Raw genomic sequence first — 18,393 nt, forward strand, 5'->3', positions numbered from 1 at the left:
TTCACCATTAACCTTATATTTCCCGTGAATCGGAAAAAAGAAACATCACTCATATAAGCAATGTTTCTTCTTTACATTATTTTAATTTATTAATAATCTCATCATATTTCGGGCTATTTAAGAAGTTTTCAACCGAAACATGTTGTGCTCCTGGTAATTTAGCTACAGCGCGATCTGTTAAGTCTTTATGTGTAATTACTAAGTCAGCATCACTTGGAAGGTTAGCAATCGATGTATTAGATACATCTACCCCTTCGATATCTGCTTTCTTCACTTTATTACGCATAATAGACGCACCCATTGCACTTGAACCCATACCTGCATCACATGCAAAGATGATTTTCTTTACATTACCGTAATCAAAATCAGTAACTTCATTAGAAGTAGTTGTTGTTTCTGTAATAGCACTTGCTACTGAGCTCTTTTTCCCTTTTAAAGCTTCCATTTTTTCTGTTGCAGAGTTAATATCTTCCTCTTCTTTGCTTGTTTTTAGAATAATTGCACCGATTACGAATGAGATAATTGCTGCAACGAATACACCTGCAAGTACTCCTAAATGTTCACCTTTTGGAGCCATTGCCATAAGAGCAAAGATACTTCCCGGTGATGGTGTTGCTACTAAACCTGTATCAAATAGTGTGAAAGTGAACACTCCACCCATACCACCAGCGATTACAGCTAATAACATCATAGGTTTCATTAAGATGTACGGGAAGTAGATCTCATGAATTCCACCTAAGAATTGGATAATAACGGCACCAGGTGCTGTTTGTTTTGACGTTCCTCTTCCAAATATACAGTAAGCAAGTAGAATACCTAAACCTGGTCCAGGGTTAGCTTCTAATAAGAATAGAATTGATTTTCCAACTTCTTTTGCTTGTTCAACCCCAATAGGTCCTAAGATTCCTTGGTTAATTGCGTTATTTAGGAATAAAACCTTACCTGGTTCAATAAAGATACTTGCTAATGGAAGTAGGTTATGTTCAACAATCCACTCTACTCCACCTGATAAAAAGCTACTTAATCCTTCTACAACTGGTCCTATATATTTAAATCCGATGATTGCAATAATAGCTCCAAGAATACCAGCTGAGAAGTTATTTACTAGCATTTCAAATCCAGCTTTAACTTTACCTTTGAATAGTCCATCAACTAATTTAATTAAATATCCACCAACTGGTCCCATTACCATTGCTCCAAGGAACATTGGAATGTCAGTACCAACGATTACCCCGATAGTAGCAATTGCACCGACTACCCCACCACGCTCAGCGTATACCATTTTACCACCTGTGTAACCAATTAATAATGGTAACAAGTAAGTGATCATTGGTGAAACTAATTTGTTTAGTTCCTCATTTGGGAACCAACCCGTTGGAATGAATAATGCAGTAATCAATCCCCAAGCAATGAATGCACCAATATTCGGCATAATCATTCCACTTAAGTGACTACCAAAACGTTGTATTTTAACACGAAAATCATTTTTGTTTTCGTTTGCCATGTGTTTTTCCTCCTTTGTCTTTCATATCCTTATGATAAAGCGTTTACAGTGTCAAAACAATCCTAACTAAGAGCACTTTTGACATACACAAAGTTGACACAATTAAATAAGCTAACAATTATATCTTTGTCGAATAATCCATTTTATTTTTCGCATGAAAGTCGAAATTATTCGAGATATAAGATAAAATGTCGAATCAATAGAATGATAAGACGGATAAAAGTGTAGATCTAACCTTATATAAATGAGCATTCTTTGAAGCAGTATTTATTCAAATAAAAAAGGAAGCAGACTTTTAAAACTAGTCTGCTTCCTTTTATTATGCTTATACTATATCCTGTACTACTTCATCTTTATTCCAATCTTTATTCTTCATCACTTCGATATAATGTATATGATGTTCTTCTATATTCTTAATCTTGAAGATACAGCCTTCTTCTTCTAAAACATCACCTTCTATAGCTTCAAAGTTATTTGTTAAGAACCAGCCACCAATCGTATCTACTTCGTCATCTGCTAAGTGTATACCTAAAAGGTCATTTACTTCACTAATTAAAACTCTTCCGCTTAAAATATAGTGATCTTCTTTTACTTTTCTTATATCTGATATTTCATCTTCGTCGAATTCATCTCTAATATCTCCAACAATTTCCTCCAGTATATCTTCAACAGTAACAATCCCAGAGGTACCTCCATATTCATCTAATAAAACTGCCATATGTGTACGTTCTTTCTGCATTTTTATTAATAATTCACGGATTGGTATACTTTCAATCACTCGAATAATTGGCTTCATAAATTGCTCTAATTGTATATATTCTTTATTCTCTATTGTTGCTGTCAGGAACTCTCTAATGTTAATTAATCCGATCACATTATCTTTGTCACCATTTACTAAAGGATAGCGAGTATAGTTCTCTTCTTTTAAAATCGTCATAATTTCATCAAAGGTGTTATCTACACTAATTGTGATCATTTCTGTACGTGGAACCATAATTTCTTTCGCAATTCTCTCGTCAAATTCAAAAATATTATTTACATAGGCCAATTCATTTTTATTAATTTCTCCGCTTTTATAGCTTTCAGACATTAAAATTCTTAATTCTTCTTCTGAATGAGCCAAATCATGCTCTGATGCAGGTTTTAATCCAAAAATACTAGTAAGTAAGCGTGCAGATCCATTTAACACCCAAATAAAAGGATACAACAAACGATAAAACCAAATAATTGGAGGTGAAAAAAGCAAGGTGATTTTTTCAGCCTTTTGGATTGCAACTGTTTTTGGAGCTAATTCCCCTACAACCACATGAAGGAAGGTAACCAGCAAGAAGGAAACAATAAATGCTATTGCATGTGATAATGCTTCGCCAATCGAAAATGTGATAAATAAAGGTTCTAGTATTTCTGCAAAAGTTGACTCTCCAATCCAACCTAGACCTAATGCAGTTACTGTAATACCCAGTTGGCATGCAGATAAATATTCATCTAAGTGGCTTGTTACTCTTTTAGCAGCAACGGCACCTTTAATATTTTCTGCAACCAGCTGATCGATTCTGGATGTTCTTACCTTTACAATAGCAAATTCTGTTGATACGAAAAAAGCAGTTAAAGCAATTAATATAACAAATAAAACCAAATTAAAAATTTCCAATATGTAGCCCCTTAAGGACTTACACCTCCTGATAAATAAAAGCATTCACCCTTTTGTTCCTTTATTAGAACAGGTGATATGGCTATAGAATGACTGATTATCTTATACAGTTAATTTAAAATGTACCATTATGAATAGTATTTCTTACTCGCCTTATATTATGTTGTTTAAATACTATCTAAAGCTTCCTACAAATAGACTTAGTTATAAAACAACAATAAAATTATCCCGCTCTATAATCAAATCCAAAAGAACTTTCAACTTTATCCTATTTTAGCTGGAAGAAGGCTGAGGAATATGTAATAACTATTCTTTCTTTTGCTCTATTTAGCATTTCTAAAAGTTCTTGCTTTAGTAATTTCACATCCCCATATTTTCTCCTCCTAACCATAACGTTTTAGTTTTATACTTCATTATATAAGTTTACAGAGCTTTTATACAAGAAATTAAACCCTATAATCAGATATCATGGTTATTTTCTTCTAAAATTCAAAAGAAACTGACTTTATATCATTAAATTTGAAAAGGTTCTTCATTTTGTTACATATACTGATATTATTACACTCACTTTTAGGTTAAAATAGAATAAGACATATAGAAAAACTGAAAAAGGGGAAACGGAGTGGAAACAGTTAATAAAATACTTACTAATAAAAGTATAAAAAGATTTCTTATTTTTGTATTAATTTTATCGGGTATCTATCTATTAAGAAGTATGGTCAATTTAATGCTTTTTACCTTTATCCTTTCTTTTTTAATGGATAGGATGGAAAGATTAATTTCTAAAGTCATTCATGTAAAACGAAATCTCATAGTAAGTATTCTTTATTTAATAACTATTGGAATCCTTTCCTATAGCTCTATAAAATATTTACCTATGTTAGTCGAAGAAATTAGTACTCTTGTCAGACAATTATATGAATTTTATACAAGACCACATGATAACGTTGTACTAAATTATATTGTCTCTGTTATTCAAGAAAGAAATATATATAGTTATGTAGAACAAGGTCTTGGATTTGTAGTGAAGTATTTTTCTAGCATTAGTTCCCTTAGTATTCAATTTTTACTAGCTATCATCTTAAGCTTTTTCTTCTTATTGGAAAAGCCAAGGCTTATTAAGTATAAGGATAAGTTTAAGAAAAGTAAGATTGCACCTATTTACAATGAAATCGAATTTTTCGGTAAGAAATTTGTATTAACATTTGGGAAAGTGTTAGAAGCTCAAGTGATTATTGCTCTAGTAAACTGTATTCTAACAACCATTGGATTATGGATTCTTGATTTCCCTCAATTACTAGGATTATCATTAATGGTATTTGTGTTCGGGTTAATTCCTGTAGCTGGTGTCATTATTTCCCTAATTCCTTTATTAACTATAGGTTATACCATTGGTGGATATCCATATATTATTATATTAATCATCTTCATTTGCGTTATTCATGCAATTGAAGCTTATATTCTTAATCCTAAATTAATGTCTTCTAAAACAGACTTACCTGTTTTCTTTACTTTCATTGTCCTAATATTCTCCGAGCACTTTTTTGGAGTATGGGGACTAATTATAGGAATCCCTGTATTTGTATTCCTGTTAGATATTCTACAGGTTCAAAGCATGGAACCAGATCATGAATTAGCAAAAAAAGACAATGGATAAGTTTCCATTGTCTTTTTTTTATTACCTTTGGACAATTAAACAGGATAAACTAGTATTTTAAAACAGCTCCAGTACTTGCTGATGTAACTAGTTTAGAATAACGAGCTAGATATCCGCTTTTTACTTTTGTCTCAAAGCCTTTCCATTCGGATTTTCTTTGCTCCCATTCTTCTTCAGGTACTTCTACATCCATTGTTCTTTTTTCAATATCAATAACAATGTTGTCTCCATCTTTTACGAAGGCAAGCGGGCCGCCTTCTGCAGCTTCAGGAGAAGCATGACCAATAGAAATTCCACGAGAAGCTCCTGAAAATCTGCCGTCTGTTACAAGTGCAACCTTAGGACCAAGCCCCATACCTACGATTTGAGAGGTTGGTGCTAACATTTCTGGCATACCTGGACCACCTTTTGGACCTTCATAGCGAATAATAACGACATGTCCAGGTTTCACTAGTCCTTTTACTAATCCTTCTAAAACTTCATCTTGAGATTCAAAAACAATTGCTGGACCTTCATGTCTTGTTATTCCATTTTGAACGCCACCTGTTTTAATGATGGCACCTTGAGGAGCAAGATTTCCGAATAATACAGCAAGCCCACCTGTCTCTGTATGAGGGTCATCAATTGCGCGAATAACATGTCGATCTTTTACTTCACAACCTTCAATATTTTCTCCTAATGTTTTTCCACTAACAGTCAATGTATCAAGGTGAAGTGCTCCTTCTTTCTTAGAAAGCTCATAAAGTGCAGCTGAAACTCCTCCCGCTTCGTGAAGATCCTCAATATGTACATCTGAGGATGGAGCTAATTTAGATAAATGCGGTACCCTACTAGCTACTTCATTAATTCTTTGAAGTGGATAATCAATCCCCGCTTCATGTGCAATTGCTATTGTATGAAGCACTGTATTAGTCGAACCACCAAGTGCCATATCCAAAGCAAAGGCATTATCAATTGCCTTCTCTGTAACTATATCTCTCGGTTTAATATCATCTTTTATTAAGTTCATTAGTTGTTTAGCCGATTTTTTGACGAATTCCTTACGCTCAGGTGCAACTGCAAGTATTGTTCCATTACCAGGAAGTGCTAGCCCTAAAGCTTCAGCAAGACAATTCATGGAGTTAGCTGTAAACATTCCCGAACATGAACCACATGTTGGGCAACCGAATTGTTCTAATTCTAGTAATCCACTTTCATCTATTTTACCTGATTGGAAAGCTCCAACTCCTTCAAATACAGAGGAGAGAGAAATCTTTCTTCCATCGCTTGTTACTCCAGCTTTCATTGGTCCACCACTCACGAAGATAGTTGGAATGTTTAAGCGCATAGCGGCCATCATCATACCTGGTGTGATTTTATCGCAGTTTGGGATACATACCATTCCATCAAACCAGTGTGCCGCTACAACTGTTTCAATAGAGTCTGCAATTATTTCACGACTTGGTAAAGAATAACGCATTCCAATATGGCCCATAGCAATCCCATCATCTACACCAATTGTGTTCATTTCAAAAGGCACTCCGCCTGCCTCTCTAATTGCATCTTTTACAATTTTACCGAACTCCTGTAAGTGTACATGTCCTGGAACAATATCAATATATGAATTGACAACAGCAATAAATGGTTTATTAAAATCTTCTTCCTTTACCCCTGCTGCACGTAGCAAACTTCTATGCGGTGCTCGATCAAATCCTTTCTTGATCATGTTGCTTCTTAACTCTGCCACTTTCTACCCCTCCAATTGTCCGATTAAAACGAAATTTCTGTATATTTAACTTTTACCTATTGTAACACTATGATTAGAAAAATGATATAATTTCTTCTTGACGAAATTTGAAAAAAGAGAATTTTCTTTACATTTACTATTCTTATAAAAAAGATTATTCTATCAACCTTTAACCTGTAAAACTTGTAAGAACTTCTGACAACATCTACAATTATCCCTGATTATTTAAAGCTGATTTTTTGTTAGAAGAATACTTTAAATAATATACTAGAATACTTTATTTAAATATAAAATGTTGAGATATTACAATAGATCATCTTAAAGTTATTCTACCTTCCAATGCTTGATTAATTGTATGGAAAACACCAATAAAGACCCAAACTGATAGCTTGAGTCTCCCATGAACTGAAATGTTTAACTATTTATCTCTTATGAAAAGATAACACTTATCTTTTGTACTTCGTCATCTGTTAAATGTACATCTAATGTCTTTAGATTATTTTGTAATTGAGCAATTGTTTTGGCACCAGGAATGATAACATCAATAGCTGGCTGTTTTAGTAGCCAAGCTAATGCCAAATGAGTAGCATCAAATCCTTTTTCCGTTGCTAACTGTTTCAATTGAGCAATTTTCTCGATATTTTTTATATATGTTTCTCCTTGAAATAGTGGGTTTCCTTCTTTCCCTTCAAGGTTAGAGTCTTTAGAATATTTTCCCGTAAGCAATCCAGATGCTAATGGAAAATAGGGAACAAAGCTAATGTTATTTTCTACACAATACGGTAAATAGAAATCTTCTGCCCCTCTTTTTAATAGAGAATACTCTGCTTGGAATACTTCTAAGTAGCCATCCTGGTTAAATGCTTTTAATTGTTCTATATCTAAGTTTGAAGCCCCAATTGCTTTGATCTTTCCTTCGTCTTTTAACTCCTTTAAAGTACCTGCTACTTCTTCAGGGGGAGTTACACCATCTGGAAAGTGTACATAAAATAAGTCAATATAATCTGTTTGCAACCTCTTTAAGCTTTGTTCTACAGAAGATCGCATAAAATCTCTACTATTATCCAGCACTATTTTTCCATCTACTAATTTATGTGCAGCTTTACTAGCAATTGCAATTTCATGACGATTCCCTCGTTCTTTTAACACTTCTCCAATCAATTCTTCGGATCTACCGAGGCCATATACGTATGCAGTATCTAAGAAATCTACACCTGCATCTAAAGCACTTTTAACTACTTCTTTGCCAGTTTCATCACTTAAATTTGGAAATAAATTATGTCCGCCTACAGAATTAGCTCCATATCCTAATTTCGTAACCTTCATTGCTGTTTGACCAATTTGAACTTTACTACTCAAAAAGCTTCATCTCCTTTAGGTAAGGTTATTTCTCCTATGTACTTATTGCTTAGCTACAAGAGTATGTCCACTCTCTCATTAAGCAAAAAGGCTTAGTAATACGAAAACTCCCTTTAGTAATGTTTAGGACTTCCCCTTTAGTATGAATAGGAAGAAAGGGAGAGTAAAGAAAAACGCTCAAAGAAGAAGTATTACTACTTTAAAACAAGCACTCATATACTATATAATAAAGATATCTAAAGAAAGGATTTTCGATAAAGTGAATGTACTCAAAAAAGTATTGATTTATCCACTTCCACTTCTATTTGTCTTTATACTTTGGAAGATAACCGACATTGAACTATATCTTAATTTCCCCATTATCCTTATTATCCTTATTCCTTTATGGATATATTATCGAATAGATCGAAGTAGAAAGAAAAATATAGTTTATGCTAAAAGAGAAATTTTAATAAATATTTTCTTTATCTATTTATTAACCGTGCTTTATGTTACTTTGAATCCTTTTCATTTTACTCCCCCAAGTATAAAGGGGAATATTAATCTTGTACCTTATGTACAACTACACTACCAATATACATATAAACCCCCGATTTTTTGGATATTGTATACTTTAGGTAATATTATGATGTTTATTCCATTTGGTTATCTTTTTCCAAAAATATACCAAAAGCGCTTTAAAATGCTTGTTACAATTAGTATTGCAGCTTTATGTTCCCTACTCATTGAGATAACTCAATATTTCTTCACTATTGATCGTGCAGCAGATATTGATGATTTACTGCTTAACATTATTGGTGCCATTATTGGATATTTTCTTTTTCTCTTTATGAGAAAAACAAAGTTTCCTTCATCATATGAATTGTTATTTTTCCAACATAGAAAATAGCCTAGCTTCTAAACAGCATAGGCTATTTTTTATATTACTTGGTTTTCCTTATTCTTCCCCAATGATTCTTACTTCTGTTTCTAAATCAACATTATAGTTTTGCTTCACCGTTTTTTGAACATGATGAATCAAAGACAAGTAGTCATTTGCTGTTGCCTTATCAACATTCACAATGAATCCTGCATGTTTGGTAGATACTTGGGCGCCACCAATCTGAGTGCCTTGTAATCCACTATCTTGAATCAGTTTTCCCGCAAAATGATTAGGTGGTCTTTTGAAAACACTTCCACAAGATGGAAATTCCAGTGGCTGCTTAGACTCTCTTAAAAAAGTTAGTTCATCCATTTTTTCTTTTATTAAGTCATGATTTCCTTCACTCAAAGAAAAGGTTCCTTCTAATGCTACCCAACCATTTTTATCAATACTACTAGTACGATACCCTAACTCTAATTCTTCTTTACTCACCGTAATTATTTCACCTTGTTTCGTTAATACCTTGGCACTTTCTAAAACGTTGGAAACTTCTCCTCCATATGCACCAGCATTCATATATAGTGCGCCACCAACAGATCCTGGAATACCACAAGCAAATTCCAAGCCAGTTAATGAGTGCTTTAGAGCAAAACGCGATGTATCAATAATTGCTGCACCACATTTTGCTATCACTTTATTATTTTCTAATGTAATGTCTACCAATTTAGTTAAATTGATGACTACACCTCTTATTCCACCGTCTCTAATTAATACATTCGAGCCATTTCCCAATATAGTAACTGGTAGGTCCACTTCAAGTGCGAATTGATAGGCGTCTTGTACTTGTTTATAATCTGTAGGAAATAACAAAAAGTCTGCTTTTCCACCAATTTTTGTATACGTATATTTATTTAACTCTTCATCGATTTTCACATTATCATGTGGCAATATTTCTTTTAATCTATTTTCAATCATTAATTTATCCATATATCTCAACCTTCTATCTGTAATCTAACTACACAATTCCTATTGTATACCATTATTATAAAGAGGTACGTCTTGGATAAGCAAATTTATGTGAAAGCTTAATCTTTGTAATAATATATTAACAACATAAGAGGTTCATGCACAGAAAAGCTAAGTAACTTAAATAGCTACTTAGCCACTACTAATTGTTTTTCTTTTATTACTTTTTGATTCCGCACTAAATCGTATGATAAGCATGCTGGTTTGCTTGTCCGAGGGTCTTTTACTATAACTGCATCAATTTGAAAAACTGTTTTTAATACTTCTTCTGTCATTACTACTTCTGGTTGTCCTTCTTTTATTAGCTCTCCGCCCTTCATGGCAACCATATGATGGGAGAACCTTGCAGCGTGATTGAGGTCATGTATTACCATTACAATGGTTCGGTTCTCTTCTTCATTTAACTTTTTCAATAACTGTAATACTTCTAACTGATGGGCCATATCTAAATAGGTAGTTGGTTCATCTAACAGTAGTAAATTAGTTTCCTGTGCAATTGCCATAGCTATCCAAGCTCTTTGACGCTGACCACCAGAAAGTGTATCTACTTCTTGATTTTTTAATTCGATAAGCCCTGTTACTTCTATTGCCCAGTTTATAACTTCTCTATCTTTGTCAGTAAGACGGCCAAAGCCACTTTGATGGGGAGATCGTCCATATGAGACTAAATCAAATACGGTTAATCCATTTGGTGCTTCAGGAGATTGGGGTAGGACTGCCATTCTTTTTGCTATTTTCTTTGTTGGAATCTTATGTATCATTTCACCATCTAAATAAACAAAACCCTCTTTTGCTTTATGTATTCTTGCAAGAGTTTTTAATATGGTCGATTTTCCACAGCCATTTGGACCTATGATGGTGGTGATTTCCCCTTCTTTTATATGTAAATCTAAGTCATGCACAATTATTTTATCTTCATACCCAATTTTCAAATGCTCTGTAGAAAGGATATCCAATTAAACTCACTCCTTCGTTATAGAAAGCAATATTCTTCTTCATACTTATTGAAATATATGTTTATACTAAAATAACAACCTATAAATGATAATGATTTTCATTTACTATTATAGTTAATAATAAACTTTCCTTCAATAGTGGTAGTCATATTATCTTTTTTAGATGGATTTATTCCCAAAAATAAAAGAACAGAACCATGAAGGGCTTCCGTTCTTTTATTTTCACTAGATTTTAAGAATATGATTGCGTAGAAGCAATGTTCATATAATCTCCTTCAACAGCTAAACAGACGGTATTTCTACCTTCTCTTTTTGCACCGTATAAAGCACGATCTGCATCACCAATTAATTGATCTAGTGTTAACTGGTTTCGTTTCATGGCTACTCCAAAACTAGCTGTTATTCTAATAACTGTGTCATTATAGATAAAGTTAGATTGCTCTATTTTACTTCTTAGCCTACTTGCCACATTTAAAGCTTCTTCTAATTCTTCAATCGGTAGAAAGAGTATAAATTCCTCTCCTCCATATCTTCCTATTACAATTTCTTTTCTTATATTCCTTTTACAAACCTTCGTGACATGCTTTAATGCTTCATCCCCAGCAAAATGTCCGTATGTGTCATTAATATTCTTAAAGTGATCTATATCAAAAAGAATTGCTGCTATCTTTGGGTATTGAGCAAACATCTTTTGTGCTGCTTCTAAAGCATAGGCTCGATTATAGATTTGTGTTAGTGCATCTGTATATGCTAATTTTGTTAAGTTTAATTGTTCTTTTTTTTGTTCTGTAATATTGGTGAAAACCATTGTAATGCCAAGGATATTGAAGTCCTTGTTTTTTAGAGAAGATAGCTTCACTTGATAATATTCTTCTCCTAAATTCACTTCTGTTACTACCGCTTTCTTTGTCACCTTTTTAAACAGAGGTAGAATCGGATTATCTATCCCTATTAGCGAAGCAATATGTGTTCCTATTTTTACATGGGAAAATAATAAGGATGCAGAATGGTTATAATCCTTTACATGATAAGTCTGATCAAGAACTAAAACAGCATCTCCCATACTTTCTAATATATAATCCTTTTCAATCGGTGGTACTAAGAGAAATTTCGTTGTAATAATAGCATATAAGTACAACGAACTTGTAAATAACATCGTAATAGGCACTGGATCTAACCCTGCAGGCGTTAAACCTAACAAATAAACTAATGCAGTCGAAATGGGCACAGTTACTCCAATTAATAATATAATCATTTGTACCGTCTGTTTGGTTTTACTCTTAACCCAATGAATAATAAGTAATACAAAAGCTATTGCAAGCGTTCTGAAAGTATATGCTCCATGTATTAAATACCACTGCCCTACTGTTATTTGCAAAACAGGTGTTTGATTCAAGTAATCTAGATAAACAGATTGATAAAACAAATGATGAAAATCATTTGTTGCAACAAGCAAGAAAGAGATAGATGGAATTAAATAATATAAAAAATACGTTTTTTTATTTAAGTGTTTCCCCAACCCTATAAAATGGAAAACAAGGATTAATGTAGCAGGTGCCGAAAACGGCATACCTAAATATTGCACAGCAGTCCAGAATTTCATACTACCTATGTCTGTACTTGCAAGGCTTAATGCATAACCAAATGCATAGATAGCTGTAAAGGAGGAGAACCATAAAAATGCCTTAGTTCCTTCAAATGCCTTTCTATTCATAAAAGAAATAATAGCTAAAATTACATGCAATGCACCAGACATTGTTATTAAAACAATATATATCATAACTGTTTGATCCACTTTTTTACTTATCCTTAATTCAAAACATTTGACTTTCCGTAAGCTGGTACAATATTTATTATATTTCCTTCTAATTACATAAACTACTCTAAAAGGGCACTTCCATTTTTTACAACTTTTTTTGTACCACTATATGGTTTAAATCGGCACATTAGCTTAAATTTACATAGGTAAATATTCCTTAAAGCATACTTTATAATAATTTATCTAATATGTAAGAGATTCCTTTATTTAGATATAGAAATAGAGCTGTTGTAAGAGCTTAACATCCACTCTTACTGACAACTCTATTACTGTTTAATTTAACAAGGAGGCTACTTTCTTTGCAGTTGCTTCTCCATTAGCCATACAAGCTGCAATCCCCACACCATAGTAGGAGCTCCCTGCTAATAGAACACGGGGGTAATGTTCTGCAATTTTTTTCGTTAAAGAGTCTACAGCAGTCTTATGGTTTAAGGAATACACTGGCATCAAATTATTCCACTTTGTTACTTCATAGCTTATGGGTTCTGACGTGATTCCTAAACCTTTCTCAATATCTTTCTTTGCTACTTCTAGTAACTCTTCCTCCGAATAAGCATTTAACTTTTCATATCTGGGATTTGTTTTCTTATAGAAGAGCCTTAATAATAACTGTCCATTATTTGACGTATGCTTCCACTTTCTACTTGTCCATGTACAAGCATTGCATACAAGATTACTATCTTTCGCTACGATAAAGCCTGTCCCATCTTTAGGAAGTTGCTGATCGGAAATATCATAGGATAAGTACATAGTGATATTAGAAGAGTTCTTTAGTTGTTGAAATTCTTCGTCTAGTTCCTTATTTTTTAGTATTCTTTGGGTAACATCATGTGGAGTTGTTACTATGATAGAATCAACCAATCTTTCCTCTTGATTAGAGAGCTTAAGCGTGTATTTCTCCTTTTCTTTTTCAATAGAAGTAACACCTACACCTTTTATAATGGTCACATCTGTTAGTACTTCTTCTAGTCTATTAATAATAGTGGATAAGCCATTCTTAAAGGAGATAAATTTCTTATCAGCAGCAGACTGAAACGTTTCTTTGTTTTTTCCTAATCCACGAATAATACTACCGTACTTCTCTTTATATTCAATTAAGTAAGGTAAAGTAGAAGCCATTGTAAGAGAATAGATATTTCCAGAATAAACACCTGCTAGTACGGGAGCTATTTGCTTTTCTACTATTTCCTTTCCTAAATAATATTCTAAAAAATCTCCGATAGATGATTCTTTTGTAAATGATGCTGTTTTTGTTAAAACATCCTTTAAAGCCTCTAGTTTCCCTCTTGTAGAAATTAGCTCACTTTTAAATAATGCCTCTATTGTCATGGGAATTCCGAATATAGAATCCTTTGGTATTTCTAACAAACGATCTTTAGTATGGATATAAGAAGTTCCAGTGGCATTATATACAAGCTCATCTTCTAATTGTAAGTCTTGGATAAAAGGAAGAACATTCTGGTTACGTGCAACAATAGAATCTGCTCCTTTCTCCATCATAAATCCATCTTTCTCAATTGTATGTATTTTTCCACCTAGATACTCATTAGCCTCTACTAAAAGGAGTTCTAGATCTAGTTTATGTTCTTGTTTCATTTTCTGTAAATAATACATAGTGGATAAACCAGTAATTCCACCACCAATGACTACTATTGTTTTCATTCAACCACCTCATATTTATGCTACCTTAACTCATCAATAATTATTATGACATGACTATGCAATACCATATAGCGCTTTTTTGTGTCTATTTGTTCACAATATAGTAAAGAAGTTAAGGTCAGAATCCAGTTTTTTCAATGTATAATAAAATTATCCTACTAATGTAAGCGCTTCTTATACTAATCAATAAAAATAGCTGCTGTCATACACCTTCTAAGATATGTTAGAAACAGATTGGTGACGTATATCGGGAGGATTTTCTTCTTATAGCTTAACTTAAAGAAAAATATACAAAGTATGTGTGTCTGTCTAACGAAATTATTATAACGTAATAGAACTAAATAACAAAAAACTTGATTGGTGGTGTTCAACTAATATGGTTAACAGTAAATTTTCCGTTTCTATCCATATTCTTTCCCTAATTGCCTCTAATCCATCTGAACCGTTCTCATCAGAATCTATTGCTGAAAGTGTCAATACAAATCCTGTAGTCATAAGAAGGATTTGCGGTCTTTTAAAGAAAAAGGGGATCATATCAAGCAGAGCAGGAATTTCAGGAGCATCTTTACTTATTTCTCCTTCTCAATTATCTCTACTAGATATCTATTTAGCTGTGAAATCTAACCATAATCTCTTTGCTTTACATGAGCATCCAAATCCAAATTGCCCTATTGGAAGCAAAATACAAGATGTGTTAGTGAAGAACTTTTCACATATACAAGAAGGGTTAGAAAAAGATTTGGCCACCATTACATTAAGTGATGTTATAGAGGATATGCACATTCTTCCAATGGTTAACGAAAAACTAGCAAAATGATATGTTTTGCTAGTTCTTCCTCCATTTAGGTGTTTATCGACAAGCTGAATACTTCCTTATCTTTTACCTGATTTTATCGCTAGTTCTATATTAAATGTCACATGAACTGAGTCTTCTTTTACTATGATAATAGACCAATTCTTTGCAAGTACAGAAGATAGAGAGGAAAATTTCGATTTTTTTAAAGTGAGATTTACTAAAACTTCTCCTTTATCTTCAAAATCCTTTCCCTCCGTCAATCCATATTTTATATGTAACAATCTTTTTAAAGTTCCTTTTGTTAGAAAAGTAATTTCATAATCTCCTGCTATAAGGCTTCTCACAGCTTCTTCATTCTTTACGTAATAGGAATGAAGTGTTTCCCAATTCGGCAACCCATTTCCGCATTCTTCAAAAAATTCCATATCCTGAGTTTTTAAAGCGTTTATGATTTCTGACTCTTTATACCCCTTTTGTTTCACCTGTTCTATCATAATTGCATAATTTAACGCTACTCTAACCATTACGATTTATCCCCTCTCCTGTATATATGATTTTTTATTCTATTGATATTTAACATGGTAGAAGTTACATTGATACGTATGTAGTGTAATAAATTTGAATATTTCCATTATAATCTTTTTTTGGAGGAGTTGGTTTAATAATGTTTAGAAATCCTTTTGTATCTTATTGTGTTGCAATGATAACGCCTTTTGATCAGCAGGAAGGGTTAGCAGTACAAAGCATCCATACTTTAGTAGATTACTATAAGAAAAACCATGTTCCAGCTCTATTAGTAAGTGGATCAACAGGAGAACAACATTCTATGTCTATTGAAGAGCGTATAACATTGTATCAAGAAGTAAGAAAAGCTTCAGGAGATGACATAATTATTATAGGAGGTGTTGCTGCTGTAAGGACAGGTGATGTTCTAAAACTAGCAAAAGCTACTCAAGCAGCAAAACTGAATGGTATGATGCTTGGCTTTCCTCCTTATTTACATATCAGTCAAAAAGAAGCTTATTCCTATGTTCAACAAATATGTAATGTAACCGAACTACCCATTATGCTCTATAATAATCCTGCTCGCACTGGGTTTAATTTAGAATTAGAAACTTTGTTTAAGCTAGTGGATGATTTCCCACAAATTATTGCGTTAAAAGAGGCCGGTGATCCCGATAATGCTCTGTTAGTTAAGCAAAAGCTTGGCCCCTCTTTTACGATTTTAACTGGATTTGATTTACATATACAAGATAATATGAAGAATGGCTATGATGGCATTACTAGTATTATCGGGAACGTTTTTCCACTAGAAATGCAACAATTCGTAAACTATTTAAAAAAACAAGAATGGGAGCTAGCAGAATCAGCATTCTCTAACATCCATCCCAAAATAAAATTCATCATAGAAAGGGGAATGTTACGCACTATTAAATATTTACTGAAAGAAAAACAAATATGTTTGGAGGTATGCCGCTCTCCTTTATCTTCTTTAAACCAAGAAGAGAAAATAGAGATTCATGCTTTCATGGATACTTTGACTGATATTAATAAATGATTTCCTGTACTTAACAAAAAATGAGCATATATGTTATTCATTTCTGTTAATAGGGAAAACTAGAATAAGCATATAATTGGCAGTACCAATCTGATTACGATAAGCTAAAATTTAGGTAAGCATACTGATTAATGAGAATAAGGAGCTGATCTTATGAAAATCACTTATCATGGTCAATCAACTATTGAAATCAATACAAATGGAAAATCTCTTATTATTGATCCATTTATTAGCGGTAATCCTGCCGCTAAAGTTAAAGTAGACGAAATAAAAGTAGATGCTGTTCTCCTAACACATGCTCATATGGATCATATTCTTGATGCAGCTCCTATTGCTATAGCAAATAAAGCCCCTGTTGTAGCTAATCCAGAGCTAGCTGCCTACATGTCTTGGAAAGGGGCAGAAACCATTGGAATCAATATTGGTGGAACGCTTGATTTAGGGTATGCTAGGGCAAAAATGACTCATGCCTTTCATAGCTCTGGGATTATAGATGAAGAAAATAAAAACATTTTGTATGGTGGAATGCCCGCAGGATATATCATTGAAGCAGAAGGAAAAACGATACACCATGCTGGAGATACTGGGCTATTTGGTGATATGAAACTCATTGGGGACAGACATAACATAGATATCGCCTTCTTACCTATTGGCGATCATTATACAATGGGACCAGAGGATGCTCTTCAAGCAGCTGAATGGTACCAAGCAAAATTAATTATTCCTATCCATTACAATACATTTCCTGCAATTGAGCAAGATGCACATGCCTTTGTACAGAAATTAGAGCAGCTAGGATTTAAAGGAAAAGTATTAGAAATAGGGGAATCAATAGAGCTATAATAAGGAAAGGAGGATACCTATGCTAGGTACTCCTCCTTTTTTATCTATTAATAAGCTGTCCAGCCTCCATCTGCTGTAACAACCGTTCCATTTAAGAAACTAGAATCCTCTGATGCTAAGAATAGTGCTACTTTAGCAATTTCATCTGCACTTCCCGCTCTTGGATTAAGCGCTAAACCAAGTTGTTGCTTCGCTGCTCCGTATTCGTTTATATTCGTCATTGTGCTACTAATATTTGTAATGACGGCTCCTGGTGCAATTGCATTACATCTAATCCCTTTATCTGCATACATGAACCCAGTATTCTTTGTAAATCCAACAACTGCATGTTTAGAAGCTGTATAAGCCGCACCTGCACGGGCTCCATATAATCCACCTGCTGAAGCAATGTTTACAATCACACCACTTTGTTGCTCTAAAAATAACGGCAACACTTTGCGTGTCGAGCGCATAACACTTGTAGTATTAATAGCGAATACTCTATCCCATTTCTCATCTACAATATCGGCTGCAGGCTCCATTCCATCCATTATTCCTGCATTATTCACCAGAATATCTACTCTTCCATATGTTTTAACAGTAGTGTCTATTAAATGCTGAATATCCTCTTCTAATGCTACATTTGTTTTTAGAGCAATAGCCTTCCCGCCAATTGCCTCTATCTCTGTAACAGTTGTTTTTGCACCATCTTCGTTTAAATCGGAAACTACAACACAAGCTCCTTCTTTAGCAAATGTAAGAGCAATAGCTTTCCCCATCCCAGAAGCAGCACCTGTAACTACAGCAATTTTATCTTGTAACTTCATGCTTTTACCCCCTTCTTTTTTTGCAATCGCTACCATTTTTTCTTCCAAAATAGTATGACTTTCACATTTATAGTATAATTTTATTTATAGAGTCTATTCAATCAGCAATATACTGCATTATGTTTCTTAAAGTACAATGTAGATAATATTTGTTCAATAACTACTTTT

15 protein-coding genes are annotated in these 18,393 nt (G+C 33.4%); 5 read left to right on the forward strand and 10 right to left on the reverse strand.

The annotated features are described in order from the left end of the window. Window positions 1-76: 76 nt before the first annotated feature. Together F9279_RS11495 and F9279_RS11500 are read right to left on the reverse strand one after the other, a co-directional pair. Window positions 77-1,504, reverse strand: a complete 1,428-nt coding sequence (locus tag F9279_RS11495; RefSeq protein WP_152113124.1) for a PTS mannitol transporter subunit IICB — start codon at window positions 1,502-1,504, stop codon at window positions 77-79. 325 nt (window positions 1,505-1,829) lie between these two features. Beyond that, window positions 1,830-3,155, reverse strand: coding sequence for a hemolysin family protein (locus F9279_RS11500; RefSeq protein WP_152113125.1), 1,326 nt, complete (start codon window positions 3,153-3,155; stop codon window positions 1,830-1,832). Window positions 3,156-3,777: 622 nt separating this feature from the next. On the opposite strand from F9279_RS11500, the gene F9279_RS11505 reads away from it, so the two are divergent. After that, complete coding sequence (locus F9279_RS11505) at window positions 3,778-4,812, forward strand: AI-2E family transporter (RefSeq protein WP_152113127.1); 1,035 nt, start codon at window positions 3,778-3,780, stop codon at window positions 4,810-4,812. A gap of 49 nt (window positions 4,813-4,861) precedes the next feature. On the opposite strand, the gene ilvD is transcribed toward F9279_RS11505, so the two are convergent. Together ilvD and F9279_RS11515 are read right to left on the reverse strand one after the other, a co-directional pair. Further along, a complete protein-coding gene (gene ilvD / locus F9279_RS11510; RefSeq protein ID WP_152113130.1) occupies window positions 4,862-6,538 on the reverse strand; it encodes a dihydroxy-acid dehydratase in 1,677 nt (558 codons plus the stop codon). Window positions 6,539-6,967: 429 nt separating this feature from the next. Further along, window positions 6,968-7,864 (reverse strand): aldo/keto reductase, encoded by an 897-nt coding sequence (locus tag F9279_RS11515; protein ID WP_152113381.1) that lies wholly within the window; start codon window positions 7,862-7,864, stop codon window positions 6,968-6,970. A gap of 175 nt (window positions 7,865-8,039) precedes the next feature. Here F9279_RS11515 and F9279_RS11520 point away from each other — a divergent pair, with 175 nt between their 5' ends. Further along, window positions 8,040-8,786: a VanZ family protein gene (locus F9279_RS11520; protein WP_152113132.1), complete on the forward strand. Its 747-nt coding sequence runs from the start codon at window positions 8,040-8,042 to the stop codon at window positions 8,784-8,786. A gap of 48 nt (window positions 8,787-8,834) precedes the next feature. On the opposite strand, the gene murB is transcribed toward F9279_RS11520, so the two are convergent. The 4 genes from murB to F9279_RS11540 form a co-directional block, all read right to left on the reverse strand. Further along, a complete protein-coding gene (gene murB, locus F9279_RS11525) occupies window positions 8,835-9,746 on the reverse strand; it encodes a UDP-N-acetylmuramate dehydrogenase (RefSeq protein WP_152113134.1) in 912 nt (303 codons plus the stop codon). A gap of 167 nt (window positions 9,747-9,913) precedes the next feature. After that, complete coding sequence (locus F9279_RS11530) at window positions 9,914-10,741, reverse strand: ABC transporter ATP-binding protein (protein WP_152113135.1); 828 nt, start codon at window positions 10,739-10,741, stop codon at window positions 9,914-9,916. Between the two features lie 232 nt (window positions 10,742-10,973). Next, window positions 10,974-12,536: a histidine kinase N-terminal 7TM domain-containing protein gene (locus F9279_RS11535; RefSeq protein ID WP_152113137.1), complete on the reverse strand. Its 1,563-nt coding sequence runs from the start codon at window positions 12,534-12,536 to the stop codon at window positions 10,974-10,976. Between the two features lie 297 nt (window positions 12,537-12,833). Continuing rightward, window positions 12,834-14,222 carry a protoporphyrinogen oxidase gene (locus F9279_RS11540; protein ID WP_152113139.1) on the reverse strand — a complete coding sequence of 463 codons (1,389 nt, stop codon included), beginning with the start codon at window positions 14,220-14,222 and terminating at the stop codon, window positions 12,834-12,836. Between the two features lie 376 nt (window positions 14,223-14,598). Here F9279_RS11540 and F9279_RS11545 point away from each other — a divergent pair, with 376 nt between their 5' ends. After that, on the forward strand, window positions 14,599-15,039 hold the full coding sequence (locus F9279_RS11545; protein ID WP_152113141.1) for an Rrf2 family transcriptional regulator: 441 nt from the start codon (window positions 14,599-14,601) through the stop codon (window positions 15,037-15,039). A gap of 56 nt (window positions 15,040-15,095) precedes the next feature. On the opposite strand, the gene F9279_RS11550 is transcribed toward F9279_RS11545, so the two are convergent. Continuing rightward, entirely contained in the window at window positions 15,096-15,542 is a 447-nt protein-coding gene (locus tag F9279_RS11550; protein ID WP_152113143.1) for a hypothetical protein, read from the reverse strand. Window positions 15,543-15,682: 140 nt separating this feature from the next. Here F9279_RS11550 and F9279_RS11555 point away from each other — a divergent pair, with 140 nt between their 5' ends. Together F9279_RS11555 and F9279_RS11560 are read left to right on the forward strand one after the other, a co-directional pair. After that, window positions 15,683-16,576: a dihydrodipicolinate synthase family protein gene (locus F9279_RS11555; protein ID WP_152113145.1), complete on the forward strand. Its 894-nt coding sequence runs from the start codon at window positions 15,683-15,685 to the stop codon at window positions 16,574-16,576. A gap of 153 nt (window positions 16,577-16,729) precedes the next feature. After that, complete coding sequence (locus F9279_RS11560) at window positions 16,730-17,419, forward strand: metal-dependent hydrolase (protein WP_152113148.1); 690 nt, start codon at window positions 16,730-16,732, stop codon at window positions 17,417-17,419. A 47-nt stretch (window positions 17,420-17,466) separates the two neighbouring features. On the opposite strand, the gene F9279_RS11565 is transcribed toward F9279_RS11560, so the two are convergent. Next, window positions 17,467-18,225: an SDR family oxidoreductase gene (locus F9279_RS11565; protein ID WP_152113150.1), complete on the reverse strand. Its 759-nt coding sequence runs from the start codon at window positions 18,223-18,225 to the stop codon at window positions 17,467-17,469. Window positions 18,226-18,393 lie beyond the last annotated feature (168 nt).

Origin of the sequence: Bacillus sp. B1-b2, from assembly GCF_009183415.1 — a bacterium.
Classification (GTDB): domain Bacteria; phylum Bacillota; class Bacilli; order Bacillales; family Cytobacillaceae; genus Niallia.

Coding starts and splice junctions, on each gene's coding strand:
- F9279_RS11540 (WP_152113139.1), bottom strand. CDS start 14,222: ATGAAAACAATAGTAGTCATTGGTGGTGGAATTACTGGTTTATCCACT.
- F9279_RS11545 (WP_152113141.1), top strand. CDS start 14,599: ATGGTTAACAGTAAATTTTCCGTTTCTATCCATATTCTTTCCCTAATT.
- F9279_RS11550 (WP_152113143.1), bottom strand. CDS start 15,542: ATGGTTAGAGTAGCGTTAAATTATGCAATTATGATAGAACAGGTGAAA.
- F9279_RS11515 (WP_152113381.1), bottom strand. CDS start 7,864: ATGAAGGTTACGAAATTAGGATATGGAGCTAATTCTGTAGGCGGACAT.
- F9279_RS11495 (WP_152113124.1), bottom strand. CDS start 1,504: ATGGCAAACGAAAACAAAAATGATTTTCGTGTTAAAATACAACGTTTT.
- F9279_RS11520 (WP_152113132.1), top strand. CDS start 8,040: ATGAATAGGAAGAAAGGGAGAGTAAAGAAAAACGCTCAAAGAAGAAGT.
- F9279_RS11555 (WP_152113145.1), top strand. CDS start 15,683: ATGTTTAGAAATCCTTTTGTATCTTATTGTGTTGCAATGATAACGCCT.
- F9279_RS11560 (WP_152113148.1), top strand. CDS start 16,730: ATGAAAATCACTTATCATGGTCAATCAACTATTGAAATCAATACAAAT.
- F9279_RS11565 (WP_152113150.1), bottom strand. CDS start 18,225: ATGAAGTTACAAGATAAAATTGCTGTAGTTACAGGTGCTGCTTCTGGG.
- murB (WP_152113134.1), bottom strand. CDS start 9,746: ATGGATAAATTAATGATTGAAAATAGATTAAAAGAAATATTGCCACAT.